Raw genomic sequence first — 15821 nt, 5'->3', positions numbered from 1 at the left:
AATCTTTCATTGAGAAACGTTACAACCCTTCCTGTTTTTTCGTCTGGATACATTTTTATAAATTTTGTCTTATTAAAAAATCAGGAAATGGAAATGAAAAAAAGCACTCTGGCATTAATGATGATTAGCGCGTTAACCACCACTTCCGCAGTACAGGCGGCTGAGGTGTATAACAAGAATGGCAATAAACTGGATGTATACGGCAAAGTAAAGGCCATGCATTATATCAGTGATTATGATAGCAAAGATGGTGATCAGACTTATGTACGTTTTGGTATTAAAGGTGAAACGCAGATTAATGAAGATTTAACCGGCTATGGCCGTTGGGAATCTGAATTCTCCGGCAATAAAACCGAAAGTGATTCTACACAAAAAACACGTCTGGCCTTTGCCGGTCTGAAATTGAAAAATTTCGGTTCTTTCGATTATGGTCGTAACCTGGGCGCACTGTATGACGTTGAAGCCTGGACCGATATGTTCCCGGAATTCGGCGGTGACTCTTCAGCGCAAACCGATAACTTTATGACCAAACGCGCCAGCGGCCTGGCGACCTATCGCAATACCGATTTCTTCGGGGTGGTAGATGGCCTTGATTTAACCCTGCAATATCAAGGGAAAAACGAAAACCGCGACGTGAAGAAACAAAACGGCGACGGTTTTGGCACCTCACTGGCTTATGACTTTGGCGGCAGCGATTTCGCCATCAGCGGCGCGTACACGTCTTCCGATCGTACGGCGGACCAGCAAAATATCGCCCTTGCCCCGCGTGGTCAGGGTAATAAAGCGGAAGCGTGGGCTACGGGCCTGAAATATGACGCCAATAATATTTATCTGGCGACGTTCTATTCTGAAACCCGCAACATGACACCGATTTCAGGTGGGTTTGCTAATAAAGCACAAAACTTTGAGGTCGTCGCACAGTATCAGTTCGATAACGGCCTCCGCCCATCGCTGGGTTATGTCTTATCTAAAGGCAAAGATATTGAGAACGTCGGCAGTGAAGACCTGGTAAATTATATTGATGTGGGTGCGACCTATTACTTCAACAAAAACATGTCCGCGTTTGTTGATTACCGCATCAACCAGCTGAAAAGCGATAATAAACTCGGTATCAACGACGATGATATCGTCGCGCTGGGGATGACTTACCAGTTCTGATAAAAAGCCCGCCTAATCAGGTGGGCTCATATTGCTGACAACGTGCGCTTTGTATGTGCCGGATGCGGCGTAAACGCCTTATCCGGCCTACCGATCCGTAGGCCTGATAAGCGAAGCGCCATCAGGCGCAGTTCGGCACCGTTGCCGGATAAGCGAAGCGCATCCGGCATACTCTCATCGCCTTAAGCAGATAAACGCATCGGCTCGTCGTCAAAACCTTCTGCCGGTTCCAGCTTCAGGTCTAATGTTGCCAGTAACTCGCGTGCTCGTTCGTGAAACCCGCGTAACGTTTGCTCTACGCGCTCATTAATTTCAGGATCGTTAATCGCCGTCGCCTGCCATTTGCCATCTTTATTGAACAGACCAAACTGGTAGCTGTAGGTGAAACGGTCCGCCTGCGCTTCCATTTCCATCCACCATCCCCAGAATTCACGGCTTTCAGGCGCTGGCTTAACGTTCACACATACAGCAAGGCAATCGAAAAAGAAGCGGTTCTCTTCACACTGCTCCTCACGGATGTAAGGGCCTAGCGCAGTGAGTTTTTTAATCAGTCTGCTCTTCGGGTGTCCACTCGGTAACGTCATTGCGATCTCCTTTGGTGATGCAACTGTTTTACCAAATCAATAAAATTTAGCAATCTATTAACTAAATCTATTATTGATCCACCCTGCAATTTCTTTCAGTGCTTTGTCAAAATTGCGGTACACCGGGTTAAACGGCACGTTCAGAAGTTTACCCTCTGACGAGGAGGAAACGATAAGGCGCGACTCCTCTTCCGGGCTGAACGGATCGTTATTCCAGTAGCCAGACAGCATCGGTGTGGGGCAACGGCGGCCCAGCAAGCCCTGTGTTTTCAGCGAGTAGCGATTGAGTTCGATACGCAGCGCTTCATCAGAGGCATCATGCATGCCCAGACGCGAAGCCAGCACATCAAGATACATTTCCGGCACGCGGCCCTGACGCAGCGGATCGTTCAACAGGCAGTGAACGATGGGGCCCAGGCATGCCACGCCGCGCAGGCGCTGAGATTCGAGATACGCCAGGCGCACCGCCACGTTCGCACCGAAGCGGAAGCCAAACGCCGCAACGCGCGTGTGATCGACCCACGGAATGTTCGGCAGTTCGCGCAGTAAGTGCTGATGCAGCTGGCTGGAGTCCTGAGTGAGCTTCCACTTCGATGAACCGCCAATCGACGGCATATCCAGGGTGAGCATGGCAATGCCCAGCGGCGCGAAGTAGTGTTCATATAAGCTGTAGTAATCAATTTGCAGGCCGTCGAGCCCGCCGCACATCAGCACCGTCGGGAACGGGCCGTCGCCTTTTGGCATGTGCAGGAATGCGCTGACCGGCGATCCGCCTGGAACAGGAATGTCCAGCTCACGCATTTCACCCGGCAGACGTTTAGCCGCTTCGGCGTAAGCGCGATTGGCCAGCACCTGCGCCTGTTCAGCGAGATCGTCGCCTTTCAGATGCGGATAAGCCGCAATGCTGTAGAGATTGGACGCATGTAGCCAGTGGCGGCCGCTGAGCAGCGGATCATCTTCCTGCGTCGCTTTTTGCTGCCACTGCATCGCCTGGGTTGACCACTCGTAGATCCAGTTGCCGCCGCGATAGCCGACTACCGTATCAAGCATGCCTTCGTCGGTGCGCTCGGCCTGGCTCATCACGATGCGCGCCTGCACATCAAGAATTTCCTGCGGCGAGATACCGCGCCAGATCCACATCAGGCGGTTAATCATGCGATACCAGTGTGGGACGGTTTTACCGTCAAGCGCAGACTGCACCGCAGGATCGCTCCCCGGGTTGAATCGACGCACCAGCGTGGAGGTTTCAGGGTGTTTGAAACGCGGTTTGAACAGGGTTTCGCTAAGATTCGCCTCTGACATCGCATGATCTCCATGAATACGAGCTTTGGACTATTGTACCGCGCCGGGCAGTAAAAAAAACAACGCCCGGCATTGCCGGGCGCTGGAATCGCATTTATTGCAGGGATTAACGGCCAGCAATAGGCGGTACGAAGACCACGCCCATATCCCACGGCTGTTCAATCCAGGTATCCTGCGGAATATCAATCACATAATCGTCAACCAGCGGGCGACCTGCCGGTTTAGCGAAGATGGTGACGAAGTGTGCTTTAGGATACATTTCGCGGATAGCCACTGCGGTGCCGCCGGTATCAACCAGGTCGTCGATTACGATAAAGCCTTCACCGTCGCCTTCAGCGCGTTTCAGGACGGTCAGCTCGCGCTGGTTGTCGTGGTCGTAGCTGGAGATGCAAACGGTATCAACATGACGAATGCCCAGTTCACGTGCCAGCAGAGCGCCTGGTACCAGACCCCCACGACTAACGGCAATGATGCCTTTCCACTGTTCAACAGGTAACAGACGGCTTGCCAGTTTGCGGGCGTGAATCTGCAACATGTCCCAGGTGACGACGTATTTTTCGCTCATGTGAAAATATCCCAGCCTGTGTTATACGGCTTAAAAAGTGTTCAAGGGGGAAATAGGTTGCGCGAGATTATAGAGATCTGACGCACTAAAAACCAGCCTTAAGGGCACTCTGCCCCTCTTTTTCCGTGGTTTGTTCTACCAGAGAAGACAGAAAGTGGTATTCTCGACCCTATCTCGCAAGCGCAGCTTGTGGTGTCTGTTTCGCTATTTATTACTCTTATTCCAGATGCATAACGCCGTAAGGAGACTCATCGTGTCGGAACTGTCTCAACTCTCCCCGCAACCGCTGTGGGATATTTTTGCCAAAATTTGTTCTATTCCTCACCCGTCTTATCACGAAGAGCAACTTGCTGAACACATCATCGGCTGGGCGAAAGAAAAAGGTTTCCATACGGAACGCGACGAAGTCGGTAACATTCTGATTCGTAAAGGCGCAACCGCCGGAATGGAAAACCGCAAACCGGTCGTTCTGCAGGCGCACCTCGATATGGTGCCGCAGAAAAATAACGATACCGTTCATGACTTCACTAAAGATCCAATCCAGCCGTATATCGATGGCGAGTGGGTGAAAGCCCGCGGTACCACGCTGGGCGCCGACAACGGTATCGGTATGGCTTCCGCGCTGGCGGTGCTGGCTGACGATAACGTTGAGCACGGCCCGCTGGAAGTGCTGCTGACCATGACCGAAGAAGCCGGGATGGACGGCGCGTTCGGCCTGAAAGCCAACTGGTTACAGGCGGATATCCTGATTAACACCGACTCTGAAGAAGAGGGTGAAATCTACATGGGTTGCGCGGGCGGTATCGATTTTACCTCCAACCTGCACCTCGATCGCGAAGCCATTCCGGCAGGCTTCCAGAGCTTTAAGCTGACGCTGAAAGGCCTGAAAGGCGGCCACTCCGGCGGCGAAATTCACGTCGGCCTGGGCAACGCCAACAAACTGCTGGTACGTTTCCTGGCAGGACACGCGGAAGAGCTGGATCTGCGTCTGGTTGATTTCAACGGTGGTACGCTGCGTAACGCCATTCCGCGTGAAGCCTTCTCTACCATTGCCGTGGCGGCGGATAAAGTAGAATCGCTGAAAGCGCTGGTTGGCCAATATCAGGATATCCTGAAAAACGAGCTGGCTGAGAAAGAGAAGAACCTGACCGTGCTGCTGGAGTCCGTCAGCAACGATAAAGCCGCGCTGACCGCGCAGTCTCGCGATGCTTTCGTCCGCCTGCTGAACGCTACGCCGAACGGTGTGATCCGCAACTCTGACGTGGCAAAAGGCGTGGTTGAAACCTCTCTGAACGTCGGCGTTGTGACTATGACTGACGACAACGTGGAAATCCACTGCCTGATTCGTTCGCTTATCGACACCGGTAAAGAATATGTGGTCAGCATGCTGGATTCACTGGGTAAACTGGCTGGCGCGAAAACCGAAGCCAAAGGCAGCTACCCTGGCTGGCAGCCGGACGCAAACTCTCCGGTGATGCATCTGGTACGCGAAACCTATCAGCGTCTGTTCAACAAGACGCCGAACATTCAGGTTATCCACGCAGGTCTGGAGTGCGGTCTGTTCAAAAAACCGTATCCGGAAATGGACATGGTCTCCATCGGGCCAACCATTACGGGCCCGCACTCCCCGGATGAGCAGGTTCATATCGAAAGCGTGGGCCACTACTGGACGCTGCTGACTGAACTGCTGAAAGCGATTCCGGCGAAGTAATATCCGTTAAGCCGGGCGGCAATCACTGCCCGGCTTTTTTATACCTCTCGCGCCATCAGGTAATTAATAAACCACTCTCCCCGCGCCTCAACATTTTGCTCGCGCACCAGCACAAATCCCTGACCTTCAAAGAACGGTTTTGCCGTAATGCTCGCCGCAACGGTCACTTTTCCCGGTAGCATTTTCGCCAGCAATGCTCGTAACAGCGCCCCGGCAATCCCTTGCCGCGCGTAATCTGGCGAGACAAAAAGCAGGTCGATGTAATGCCCAGCGGCGGTGATAAAACCGACAACCTTGCCGTCAACCTCTGCTACCAGCACCACGGAAGAGGCTAATTTCTGCCGCCACTGCACATCATCCACCTGACCCCAGGCGGCAATTTGCGCGGGGGAATAGTGCTGACTGGCGGTTTCGTGGACCGCGCGCAGGAAAATCTGGCTCAGTTGCGGCAGTTCATGCGGCTGCCAGGGGCGAATGTTCATGATTAAAGTCCTAACACCAGTTGTCTTTCAAGTTGTGGATCAAGCAGCGTAACGTGCAGCCCCACCAGCCGGACACCGCGCCCGGCACGGCGTTCGTGCCAGGTTTTGTAGGCGGTGGCGATCAGGTCTTCTTTGTTCAGACGCGGCCAGACGTGTTCCTGAGTCGTGAGCTGGAAGTCATTAAATTTGAGTTTCACGCCCTGGCGGGCAATCAGCAGGTCGGGTTTGACCTTCGCCAGCCGTCGCTCCAGCTCCGGGTAGAGACGTTCGATAATCGCTTCACACGCTGACCAGTCGTGAATATCTTCCGCCAGCGTGCGTTCCACGCCGATCGATTTTCGCAGCCGTTCGTTATTGATGGCGCGCTCATCAATGCCCTGGCTGCGTTCCCATAATATGCGGCCAAATTTACCAAAGCGTTTCAACAGCATGGCGAGATCGCTTTTCTGCACGTCTTCGCAGGTTTTCAGCCCCATACTTTCGAGCTTCGCAGCCGAAACTTTGCCGACGCCGGGGATTTTTTCCAGCGGCAATGTTTTCAGGAACGCGGGAACGTCGGCGGGTGTGAGAACAAACTGGCCGTTGGGTTTGTTGAGATCGGAGGCGATTTTGGCGAGAAACTTTACCGGGGCGATGCCTGCGGAAGCCGTGAGATGCAATTCGTTGAAGATAGTCTGCCGAATTTCCTGCGCAATAAGCGTGGCAGAACCATGGCAGTGCACGCTGTCGCTGACGTCGAGATAGGCTTCATCCAGCGACAAGGGTTCAATCAGCGAGGTGTAGCGAGAGAAGATTTCACGGATGTGCTCAGAGGCTTCTTTGTAGGCGTCAAAACGGCCTGGTAAAAGCGTGAGGTGCGGGCAAAGCTTAAGCGCCATGCCGGTGGGCATTGCGCTACGTACGCCGAATTTCCGCGCCGGGTAGTTGGCGGTGCTGATGACGCCGCGTCGTTCACGGCTGCCGCCAATGGCGATGGGGATGTCGCGCAGCGCAGGATTATCGCGCATCTCTACCGCTGCGAAGAAGCAGTCCATATCGACGTGGATAATTTTGCGCATACATAGCCCCCGGATGTTACTGGACAAGTATACAGTATAATTAGAGGGCGTGAGAAGAGAGAAAACAGTCTGCATTGCCGGATGACGGCTACGCCTGATCCGGCCTACTGCTCGAGTGATAGGTAGGCCCGGTAAGCGAAGCGCCACCGGGCATTAATGTACGCAGCTTGCGAGGGTTTACAAAATCCTCTTCTGCTGTTGCAACGCTTCGCGCGCCATGCGCTTTTTGCGCGCATCACAGGGCTCCGGGCAGTCGCAGACTTTCTCCAGCCCCAGCGAGGTAATCCCGCCGCAGCTGCCCTGGATACTTTTACGCTTAATGATGTACCCCAGCGACATGCCGAGGATCACCAGCGCAAAAATCGCAAATGTCGCCAGAAATACCGTGAGCATCATCAGCCTCCAAAATCATCGAGCATGATGTTTTCATCTTCCACGCCCAGGTCTTTGAGCATTTTGATGACCGCCGCGTTCATCATCGGCGGCCCGCACATATAGAACTCACAATCTTCCGGGGCCGGATGGTCACGCAGGTAGTTTTCATACAGAACATTATGGATAAAGCCCGTGTAACCCGTCCAGTTGTCTTCCGGCAGCGCGTCCGATAGCGCGATGTGGAAGGTGAAGTTCGGGTTGTCACGCGCCAGCTGTTCGAATTCGTCCTGATAGAACATTTCGCGCAGCGAACGTGCACCGTACCAGAAGCTGATTTTCCGCTTGCTGTGCAGGCGTTTAAGCTGGTCAAAAATGTGCGAGCGCATCGGTGCCATCCCCGCGCCGCCACCGATAAAGACCATTTCGGCGTCCGTGTCTTTGGCAAAGAACTCGCCAAACGGCCCGGAAATCGTCACTTTATCGCCCGCTTTCAGCGACCAGATGTAAGAGGACATAATCCCCGGTGGCGCATCCGGCACGCTCGGCGGCGGCGTGGCAATACGCACGTTGAGCATGATGATGCCCTTCTCTTCCGGATAGTTCGCCATGGAGTAGGCGCGCACCGTCGGTTCTTTAACCTCGGAAACGTAACGGAAAAGATTGAATTTATCCCAGTCGGAACGGTACTCATCAGGCACGTCAAAATCGGCGTACGCAACCTTATGCGATGGACATTCAATCTGAATATAGCCCCCCGCGCGGAACGGTACGACCTCGCCTTCCGGGATCGCCAGCTTCAGCTCTTTGATAAACGTCGCTTTGTTATCATTTGAGATAACCTCGCATTCCCATTTTTTGACGCCAAAGATCTCTTCCGGCAGTTCAATTTTCATGTCCTGCTTCACCGCCACCTGACACGCCAGACGGCAGCCCTCTTTGGCTTCGCGTTTGGTGATATGCGCCAGTTCGGTCGGCAGGATGTCACCGCCACCTTCTTTAATTTTCACGCGGCACTGGCCGCAGGAACCGCCGCCACCGCAGGCGGAAGAGACGAAAATCCCGTTGCTGGAGAGCGTATTCAGCAGCTTGTCGCCCGCCGGCGTGCGGATCTGTCGGTCGGCTTCGTTGTTGATTTCAATCACCACATCGCCCGAATTCACCAGTTTCGATTTGGCAAACAGGATCAGCACCGACAGCGCCAGTACGATGAGGGTGAACATGGCCACGCCAAGTATAATTTCCATTTTCTTCGCCCCTTATAGCTGCACGCCGGAGAACGACATAAAGCCAAGCGCCATCAAACCGGTGGTGATAAAGGTGATCCCTAAGCCCTGTAGCCCCGCAGGCACGTTTGAGTATTTCATTTTTTCGCGAAGACCAGCCATGGCGACAATCGCCAGCATCCAGCCGATGCCGGAGCCAAAACCGTAGACGATGGATTCGCCAAAGTTATAGTCGCGCTGAACCATAAACGACACGCCGCCGAAGATGGCGCAGTTCACGGTGATAAGCGGCAGGAAGATCCCCAACGCGGTATACAGCGCCGGGAAGTATTTATCGAGGATCATCTCGAGGATTTGCACCAGCGCGGCTATCACGCCGATAAAGGTGATAAAACTCAGGAAGCTGAGATCCACACCGTCCATCAACGCGCCGTCGCGCAGCACCAGGTTGTAGACGAGGTTGTTCGCCGGGACAGAAATACCCAGTACCAGAGTTACGGCAACACCAAGACCAAACGCGGTCGAGACTTTTTTCGATACCGCAAGGAACGTACACATCCCCAGGAAGAACGCCAGCGCCATGTTTTCAATAAAGACGGCGCGGACAAAGAGGCTGATATAGTGAGCCATCGGTTACTCCTTCTCCTGCTGTTCTGGCTTCCAGGTGCGAAGCGCCCAGATCAGCAGGCCGATGATGAAAAAGGCGCTCGGCGCTAACAGGAACAGGCCGTTTGGCTGGTACCAGCCGCCGTTTTGCACCGTTTGCAGAATCGTAATGCCAAACAGTTTTCCGCTACCGATAAGCTCGCGCAGGAAGCCGACAATCATCAGGATCGCACCGTAGCCCAGGCCGTTGCCGATGCCGTCCATAAAGCTCGCCAGCGGTGGCGCTTTCATGGCATAGGCTTCCGCGCGCCCCATCACGATGCAGTTGGTGATGATCAGGCCGACGAAGACCGAGAGCTGTTTTGAGATCTCATAAGCGAAGGCGCGTAGCAGCTGATCGACGACGATCACCAGCGAAGCGATGATCGCCATCTGCACGATGATGCGCACGCTGTTTGGAATATGGTGGCGGATCATCGAGATAAACATGCTCGAAAACGCCGTGACCAGCGTTACCGCGATAGTCATCACAAATGCGGTTTCCAGTTTCGTGGTCACCGCCAGCGCCGAGCAGACGCCGAGGACCTGAAGCGCAATCGGGTTGTTGGCAATCAACGGCCCCACCAGCACGCGCTTCACTTCTTTCATATCGCCCTGTTCAGCCATTATTCAGCACTCCTTCACGAACCTGTTTCAGGAACGGACCAAAACCGAGGTCGCCCATCCAGAAATCAAAACTATGCTGTACGCCATTAGCGGTTAACGTGGCGCCGGAGAGGCCATCCACCGCGTATTCATCACCCTGACGGGCCCCGCCTTTCACCACTCTCAACGCCGGTCGGCCATTATCATCGAGCACTTTTTTGCCGATAAACTGCGCGCGCCAGTTCGGGTTTTCAATTTCACCGCCCAGCCCCGGGGTTTCGCCCTGGTCGTAATAGGTGATGCCCTTCACCGTGCGGCCATCCGTATCCAGCGCCACAAAGGCGTACATCATCGACCACAGCCCGTTTCCATAAACCGGCAGCACAATTTCCTGTACCTTTTGCTGAGCGTCTTTGACCAGATAGATTTCCACCACGTTGCTGCGACGTTTAATGCCCGCCGGATCGTCATGGGCGTCGAGCTGAACGCTTTGCTCCGGGTCTTTCAGCGCCAGCGCCTGATTGAATGACGCCGGGTCGCTATCAAGCAGGTTGCCGGTTTTCAAATCCAGCAGACGCGGGGTGATGCGTTCACTAAAGATATCGGCCACATCGTCGGTAGACATGCCCTGCTGCATCAACCCGGCGACGGCGAGAATATTGCGCTGTTTATCGAGCGCGCGCTGTTCCTGCTGGCGCGATTTCAACCCAACCGCTGAGCCCGCCACTACGATGGAACACACCAGGCAGAGCACCAGTACCACCAGCAACGTTTTACCGATGCTATCGTTACTTTTAACTTCAGCCACGCGACTTCCTCCGCTTAATGTTGGCCTGCACCACCAGGTAGTCAAACAGCGGCGCAAAGAGGTTGGCGAACAGAATCGCCAGCATCATCCCTTCCGGATAGGCCGGGTTTACCACGCGAATAAGCACGCACATCACGCCAATCAACGCGCCGTAGCACCACTTCCCTTTATCGGTAAACGACGCCGAGACGGGGTCGGTCGCCATAAACATCATGCCGAACGCGAAACCGCCGAGCACCAGATGCCAGTACCACGGCATGGCGAACATCGGGTTGGTGTCGGAACCCACAACGTTGAATAGCGTGGCGCTGGCTATCATGCCGAGCATCACCCCGGCGACAATGCGCCAGGAGGCAACGCGCCCGTAGATGATGATGGCTCCGCCGAGCAAAATCATCAGCGTCGAGACTTCACCAATTGAACCGGGAATGTTGCCGAGGAAAGCGTCCATCCACGTGACCGGCTGCCCGGTCGCGACGTTGACCAGCGTTTCACCGCCGTGGCTCGCCCATTGAGAGAGCGGCGTCGCGCCGGAGAAACCGTCCGCCGCCGTCCATACCAGGTCGCCGGAGATTTGCGCCGGATAAGCAAAGAACAGAAACGCGCGCCCGGCCAGCGCCGGGTTGAGGAAGTTGCGCCCGGTGCCGCCGAAGATCTCTTTGGCGATCACCACGCCGAAAGAGATGCCCAACGCCGCCTGCCAGAGCGGCAGGGTGGGCGGAACAATCAGCGCGAACAGAATGGAGGTGACGAAGAAGCCTTCGTTGACTTCATGCTTGCGAATTATCGCGAACAGCACTTCCCAGAAACCGCCCACCAGGAATACGGTGGCGTAAATCGGCACAAAGAAGACCGCGCCCAGCGTCATCATACTGAGCCAGCCGGCGTCAGGGGCGAAACTTACGCCCAACGCCTGCGCAAGGCTGTAGTGCCAGTTTGCGGCAATCACCTGCTGAAGCTGTTCTGCGCCGTACAGTTTATGCAGCGCCGGGATGGTTTGCAGACCGACGCTGTACATTCCCCAGAACATCGCCGGGAAGACCGCAAACCAGACCAGAATCATCATGCGTTTGAGGTCGATGGCGTCGCGCACGTGCGCCGCGCCCTTCGTTACCTGCCCCGGCGTATACAGCAGCGTCGCTGCCGCCTCATACAGGGGATAATATTTTTCCAGCTTGCCGCCGTGGGTAAAGTGCGGCTCAAGTTTTTCGACCAGATGCTTTAAGCCCATCACTTATCCTTCCTGCTCAATTTGGGTTAACACGCTGCGCAGCACCGGGCCGTACTCATATTTCCCAGGGCAGACGTAGGTACAAAGCGCCAGATCTTCTTCATCCAGCTCCAGGCACCCCAGCGCCTGCGAGCTGTCGGAAGCGCCCGCCAGCAGGTCGCGCAGCAGCATCGTCGGCAAAATATCCAGCGGCATGACGCGCTCATAGCTGCCAATCGGCACCATCGCGCGTGCGCCGCCGTGAGTGTCGGTGGAGAGATTAAAGAGTTTGCGCTTCAGGAAGTGGCCAATAGTGGTGCGGGTGATGGAGAATTTGTCACGGCCCGGCGCAACCCAGCCGAGCAGCTCTTTTTCGCGCCCTTCTTTCAGCACGCTCACCTGCAAATGAAAACGCCCCAGGAATGCCTGCGGGCCAACCGCCTGGCTGCCGTTGAGTACGGAACCGGACAACACGCGGTTCTCGCCTTCCAGCAATTCACCCTGTGTGAGCTCCTCCAGCGAGGCGCCCAGACGCGTGCGCAGCAGGCGCGGCTGTTTCACCTGCGGCCCGCCGAGCGCAATCACGCGCTCCACCCACAACTCACCGTCGAGGAACAGTTTGCCGATAGCGATCACATCCTGATAGTTCAGGTGCCAGACCTGTTTTTCGAGGCTTACCGGCTCAAGGAAGTGAATGTGCGTACCCACTAACCCCGCCGGATGCGGCCCGGTGAACTGATTAAACGTTACCTGCCCACACGGATGACCACCGAGCTTGCCGCCGCTCGCCTGACAGACGTGCACTTTTCCGTCGGTGAGGCGCGTGAGCAGCGTCAGGCCCGCGTCAAACGCTTCGCGCTGGGCAAGAATAATCGGCTGCGGATCGGCGGCCAGCGGATTGGTGTCCATCGCGGTAACAAAAATCGCCGCTGGCTGCGTGCCCGGCGCTGGCGATTTGCTGAAAGGACGGGTACGCATTGCAGTCCATAAACCGGACTCAATCAGTTGTGCTTCAACGGTTTCGCGCGACAGCGTTGCCAGTTCATCGGCGGCAAAATGGGGAAATTCAACAGCGTCATCGCCGTCGATATCAATGACGACAGACTGAAGTACTCGGCGCTCACCGCGATGAATAGCGCTGACAATGCCGCTGGCGGGCGCAGTAAAGCGCACGCCGGGAATTTTTTTATCGTCGAAAAGCAGTTGCCCTTTCAGTACGCGATCGCCTTCCTGCACCGCCATTGAAGGACGCAGGCCGACATAATCGTCGCCCTTAACCGCGACGCGCGTCACCGGGACATTATCGATGCGTTGTTGTTCGGGTACGCCCGCAAGGGGAATATCGAGACCCTTTGTTATTTTAATCATACTGTTAGCAGGTATCCGTTAAGGCCAGCGTTGTGATTAACGATACATAAAGAAAGGAGTGGCGGTATTAACCCCGAATCATTCCATGATGGGCGATGAGGAGAGAAACGCATCCTTTCTTACACTTCCACCACCTGAGGGTGTCTGTCAGACGTTGAGGAACGAATCAGACAGGATAGCCATATAGAAAAGGCATATTTTCCCCAGAATGATAACGTTAGTGAATCTTAACACTATATTTCTGCGGCTCGCAGCAGTTCCGCTGAATTCGGCGCTAAAATGCGAGCTATTACGCAAAGCATCGACATTTTTGCCTGAGAGCGAATGACTTGTCCGGCGTGGCTTCAGTACGCAATTTATTGATATTGAGGCGGGTTATGGAGTGATTTTTACTGGCGGGTGAAAACTTAATTGTAAACACAATAATCACCCTCTTGCGAAAAAATGCTGTGATGCTAATGTGAGCGCTCTAAAGACAGATAACTCTGATTTTGTCTCTCTCTTGCCTTCCTGGCATGTGGTTTTTGTTTATCAAGGAACACGTAGTATGCGCAAAATCGCATTTTTCATTGCGATGCTTCTAATGCCGTGCATGTCATTTGCCGGGTTGCTGAGCAGCAACAGCCCGATGACGCCGGTCAGTAAAGAATATAAGCAACAGTTAATGGGTTCACCGGTTTACGTTCAGATCTTCAAAGAAGAGCGCGCCCTTGACCTGTACGTCAAGATGGGCGAGACGTATCAGCTCCTTGATAGCTACCGCATCTGTAATTACTCCGGCGGCCTGGGCCCGAAACGTCGCCAGGGTGACTTCAAAAGCCCGGAAGGGTTTTACTCCGTACAGCGCAGCCAGCTGAAGCCTGACAGCCGCTTCTACAAAGCCATTAACATCGGTTTCCCTAATGCTTATGACCGCGCACACGGTTATGAAGGGAAATATTTGATGATCCACGGCGCGTGTGTGTCGGTGGGTTGCTATGCGATGACCGATTCCGGCATTGATGAGATTTTCCAGTTTGTGACCGGGGCGTTAGTCTTCGGCCAGCAGAGCGTGCAGGTGAGCATTTATCCGTTCCGCATGAACGATGCCAATATGGAACGTCATAAATACTCAACCTATAAAGATTTCTGGCAGCAGCTAAAGCCGGGGTACGACTACTTCCAGCAGACGCATAAGCCGCCTATCGTTTCTGTGGTTGACGGGCGCTATGTCGTCAGCAAGCCGCTGAGCCACGAAGTGGTGCAGCCGCAGCTGGTGTCAAATTACACGCTCCCCGAGACAAAATAAGCGCCATTCGCCTGGCATAATCTTTTGCCAGGTTTCATTACCCGTCAGCGGCTGGGTCGCAATCACTGTGACCACGTCGTTGGCGGTCGTCTCCTGCTGAAAATCAATTTCCACGTCCTGATCCAACAGCGTCGCTACGCCAAACGGCGCCCTACGGGTGATCCAGAACAGGTTGGTGGAACAGAACGCCATCACGTAGCGCCCATCGGACAACAGCATGTTGAACACGCCTTTTTCGCGCAGTTGTGCGGCGAGCGTCGCAATGTATTTAAATACCGCAGGCATATTGCCTGGCGTACGCGGATAGCGTTCGGTGAGCTTGTGCAGCAGCCAGCAAAAAGCTTTCTCACTGTCGGTTTCGCCGACCGGGCGGAAGTTGCCGGTTTCCAGCGATTTATAACCGTCAAGTTGGCCGTTGTGGGCGTAGGTCCAGTTGCGTCCCCACAGTTCGCGGGTAAACGGATGAGTGTTTTCCAGCGCCACGTTGCCACGGTTGGCCTGACGGATATGCGCCACCACCGAGCAGGATTTTATCGGATATTCCTGCACCAGTTTGGCGATAGGTGACTGGTAGCTTGGGTGGGGATCTTTGAATGTGCGACACCCTTTGCCTTCGTAAAAGGTGATTCCCCAGCCATCTTTATGCGGGCCGGTGCCGCCACCGCGCTGAACAAGCCCGGTAAAACTGAAGCAGATATCGGTTGGCACATTGGCGCTCATCCCGAGCAGTTCACACATTCTACACCCCCACCACTAATCGGGGCCGAAGCCCCGTCGTTCTTACGCTTTAACCATCTCTTTTTCGATCAGCATGATCAGGATATGGATCACTTTGATGTGAATTTCCTGAACGCGATCGGCATAGCCAAAGTGCGGCACGCGAATTTCGATATCCGCAGATCCCGCCATTTTGCCACCGTCTTTACCGGTCAGGGTGATCACTTTCATCCCCTGCGCGCGCGCCGCTTCAATCGCTTTGATCACGTTGCCGGAGTTTCCCGACGTGGAGATCCCCAGCAGCACGTCGCCTGCGCGACCTACGGATTCGACGTAACGAGAGAAGACATATTCATAGCCGAAATCATTGCTCACGCAAGAGAGGTGGCTGACATCGGAAATCGCAATCGCCGGATAGCCCGGACGGTTCTCGCGATAGCGGCCCGTTAACTCTTCAGCAAAGTGCATCGCGTCACAGTGGGAACCACCGTTACCGCAAGATAACACTTTACCACCCGCTTTGAAGCTGTCGGCCAGCAGCACCGCTGCACGCTGAATCGCGTGGATATTGGCTTCATCTTTCAGGAAGTTAGCCAGCGTTTCTGCCGCTTCGTTCAGTTCGTTACGAATAAGATCCTGGTACATGAGGATAATCCTTCAGTATGGGTGAAATAACTTTTTCACAGTGTACCGGATAGCATCAGCAGCGAGAAGCTAAAGC

17 protein-coding genes are annotated in these 15821 nt (G+C 54.5%); 3 read left to right on the top strand and 14 right to left on the bottom strand.

Annotated features, from left to right (window positions below; genetic code table 11):
• Positions 1–93: 93 nt before the first annotated feature.
• A complete protein-coding gene (gene phoE / locus ACWWFX_RS19940; RefSeq protein WP_473224597.1) occupies positions 94–1158 on the top strand; it encodes a phosphoporin PhoE in 1065 nt (354 codons plus the stop codon).
• Positions 1159–1340: 182 nt separating this feature from the next.
• Here the strand turns inward: phoE and crl are convergent, their stop codons facing one another.
• The 3 genes from crl to gpt form a co-directional block, all read right to left on the bottom strand.
• A complete protein-coding gene (gene crl, locus ACWWFX_RS19935) occupies positions 1341–1742 on the bottom strand; it encodes a sigma factor-binding protein Crl (RefSeq protein WP_276222996.1) in 402 nt (133 codons plus the stop codon).
• A gap of 57 nt (positions 1743–1799) precedes the next feature.
• Positions 1800–3044, bottom strand: coding sequence for an esterase FrsA (gene frsA / locus ACWWFX_RS19930; RefSeq protein ID WP_473224596.1), 1245 nt, complete (start codon positions 3042–3044; stop codon positions 1800–1802).
• Positions 3045–3150: 106 nt separating this feature from the next.
• Positions 3151–3609 carry a xanthine phosphoribosyltransferase gene (gpt, locus tag ACWWFX_RS19925; RefSeq protein WP_015965764.1) on the bottom strand — a complete coding sequence of 153 codons (459 nt, stop codon included), beginning with the start codon at positions 3607–3609 and terminating at the stop codon, positions 3151–3153.
• Between the two features lie 253 nt (positions 3610–3862).
• On the opposite strand from gpt, the gene pepD reads away from it, so the two are divergent.
• Entirely contained in the window at positions 3863–5320 is a 1458-nt protein-coding gene (pepD, locus tag ACWWFX_RS19920) for a cytosol nonspecific dipeptidase (protein WP_473224595.1), read from the top strand.
• A 38-nt stretch (positions 5321–5358) separates the two neighbouring features.
• Here pepD and ACWWFX_RS19915 read toward each other — a convergent pair whose 3' ends face one another.
• The 9 genes from ACWWFX_RS19915 to ACWWFX_RS19875 form a co-directional block, all read right to left on the bottom strand.
• On the bottom strand, positions 5359–5802 hold the full coding sequence (locus ACWWFX_RS19915; protein ID WP_473224594.1) for a GNAT family N-acetyltransferase: 444 nt from the start codon (positions 5800–5802) through the stop codon (positions 5359–5361).
• A 2-nt stretch (positions 5803–5804) separates the two neighbouring features.
• Positions 5805–6860: a DNA polymerase IV gene (dinB, locus tag ACWWFX_RS19910; RefSeq protein WP_276223005.1), complete on the bottom strand. Its 1056-nt coding sequence runs from the start codon at positions 6858–6860 to the stop codon at positions 5805–5807.
• Between the two features lie 177 nt (positions 6861–7037).
• Positions 7038–7253, bottom strand: a complete 216-nt coding sequence (gene nqrM, locus ACWWFX_RS19905) for a (Na+)-NQR maturation NqrM (protein ID WP_188016906.1) — start codon at positions 7251–7253, stop codon at positions 7038–7040.
• A gap of 2 nt (positions 7254–7255) precedes the next feature.
• Entirely contained in the window at positions 7256–8479 is a 1224-nt protein-coding gene (gene nqrF / locus ACWWFX_RS19900; protein ID WP_015965770.1) for an NADH:ubiquinone reductase (Na(+)-transporting) subunit F, read from the bottom strand.
• Between the two features lie 12 nt (positions 8480–8491).
• Positions 8492–9088 carry an NADH:ubiquinone reductase (Na(+)-transporting) subunit E gene (gene nqrE, locus ACWWFX_RS19895; protein WP_015965771.1) on the bottom strand — a complete coding sequence of 199 codons (597 nt, stop codon included), beginning with the start codon at positions 9086–9088 and terminating at the stop codon, positions 8492–8494.
• A gap of 3 nt (positions 9089–9091) precedes the next feature.
• Entirely contained in the window at positions 9092–9730 is a 639-nt protein-coding gene (locus tag ACWWFX_RS19890) for an NADH:ubiquinone reductase (Na(+)-transporting) subunit D (protein ID WP_015965772.1), read from the bottom strand.
• Positions 9723–10517: a Na(+)-translocating NADH-quinone reductase subunit C gene (locus ACWWFX_RS19885; RefSeq protein WP_015965773.1), complete on the bottom strand. Its 795-nt coding sequence runs from the start codon at positions 10515–10517 to the stop codon at positions 9723–9725. Before ACWWFX_RS19885 ends, ACWWFX_RS19890 begins: the two co-directional genes overlap by 8 nt.
• Entirely contained in the window at positions 10510–11748 is a 1239-nt protein-coding gene (locus tag ACWWFX_RS19880; RefSeq protein ID WP_473224593.1) for an NADH:ubiquinone reductase (Na(+)-transporting) subunit B, read from the bottom strand. The genes ACWWFX_RS19885 and ACWWFX_RS19880 overlap by 8 nt, the downstream gene beginning before the upstream one ends.
• Before the next feature lie 3 nt (positions 11749–11751).
• A complete protein-coding gene (locus tag ACWWFX_RS19875; RefSeq protein WP_473224592.1) occupies positions 11752–13095 on the bottom strand; it encodes a Na(+)-translocating NADH-quinone reductase subunit A in 1344 nt (447 codons plus the stop codon).
• 547 nt (positions 13096–13642) lie between these two features.
• On the opposite strand from ACWWFX_RS19875, the gene dpaA reads away from it, so the two are divergent.
• The gene (gene dpaA, locus ACWWFX_RS19870) at positions 13643–14383 is read left to right on the top strand and encodes a peptidoglycan meso-diaminopimelic acid protein amidase (protein ID WP_015965776.1); all 741 of its coding nucleotides are present in this window, start codon (positions 13643–13645) and stop codon (positions 14381–14383) included.
• Here dpaA and ACWWFX_RS19865 read toward each other — a convergent pair.
• Entirely contained in the window at positions 14354–15121 is a 768-nt protein-coding gene (locus ACWWFX_RS19865) for a class II glutamine amidotransferase (protein WP_149464924.1), read from the bottom strand. The genes dpaA and ACWWFX_RS19865 overlap by 30 nt on opposite strands.
• A 42-nt stretch (positions 15122–15163) precedes the next feature.
• Positions 15164–15745 (bottom strand): D-sedoheptulose 7-phosphate isomerase, encoded by a 582-nt coding sequence (lpcA, locus tag ACWWFX_RS19860; protein ID WP_015965778.1) that lies wholly within the window; start codon positions 15743–15745, stop codon positions 15164–15166.
• Positions 15746–15821 lie beyond the last annotated feature (76 nt).

The sequence above is a fragment of the Pseudocitrobacter sp. 2023LY-00077 genome (assembly GCF_055796175.1).
Note: the sequence above shows the minus strand (reverse complement) of the source record. Positions and strands in the feature narration are given on the sequence as shown.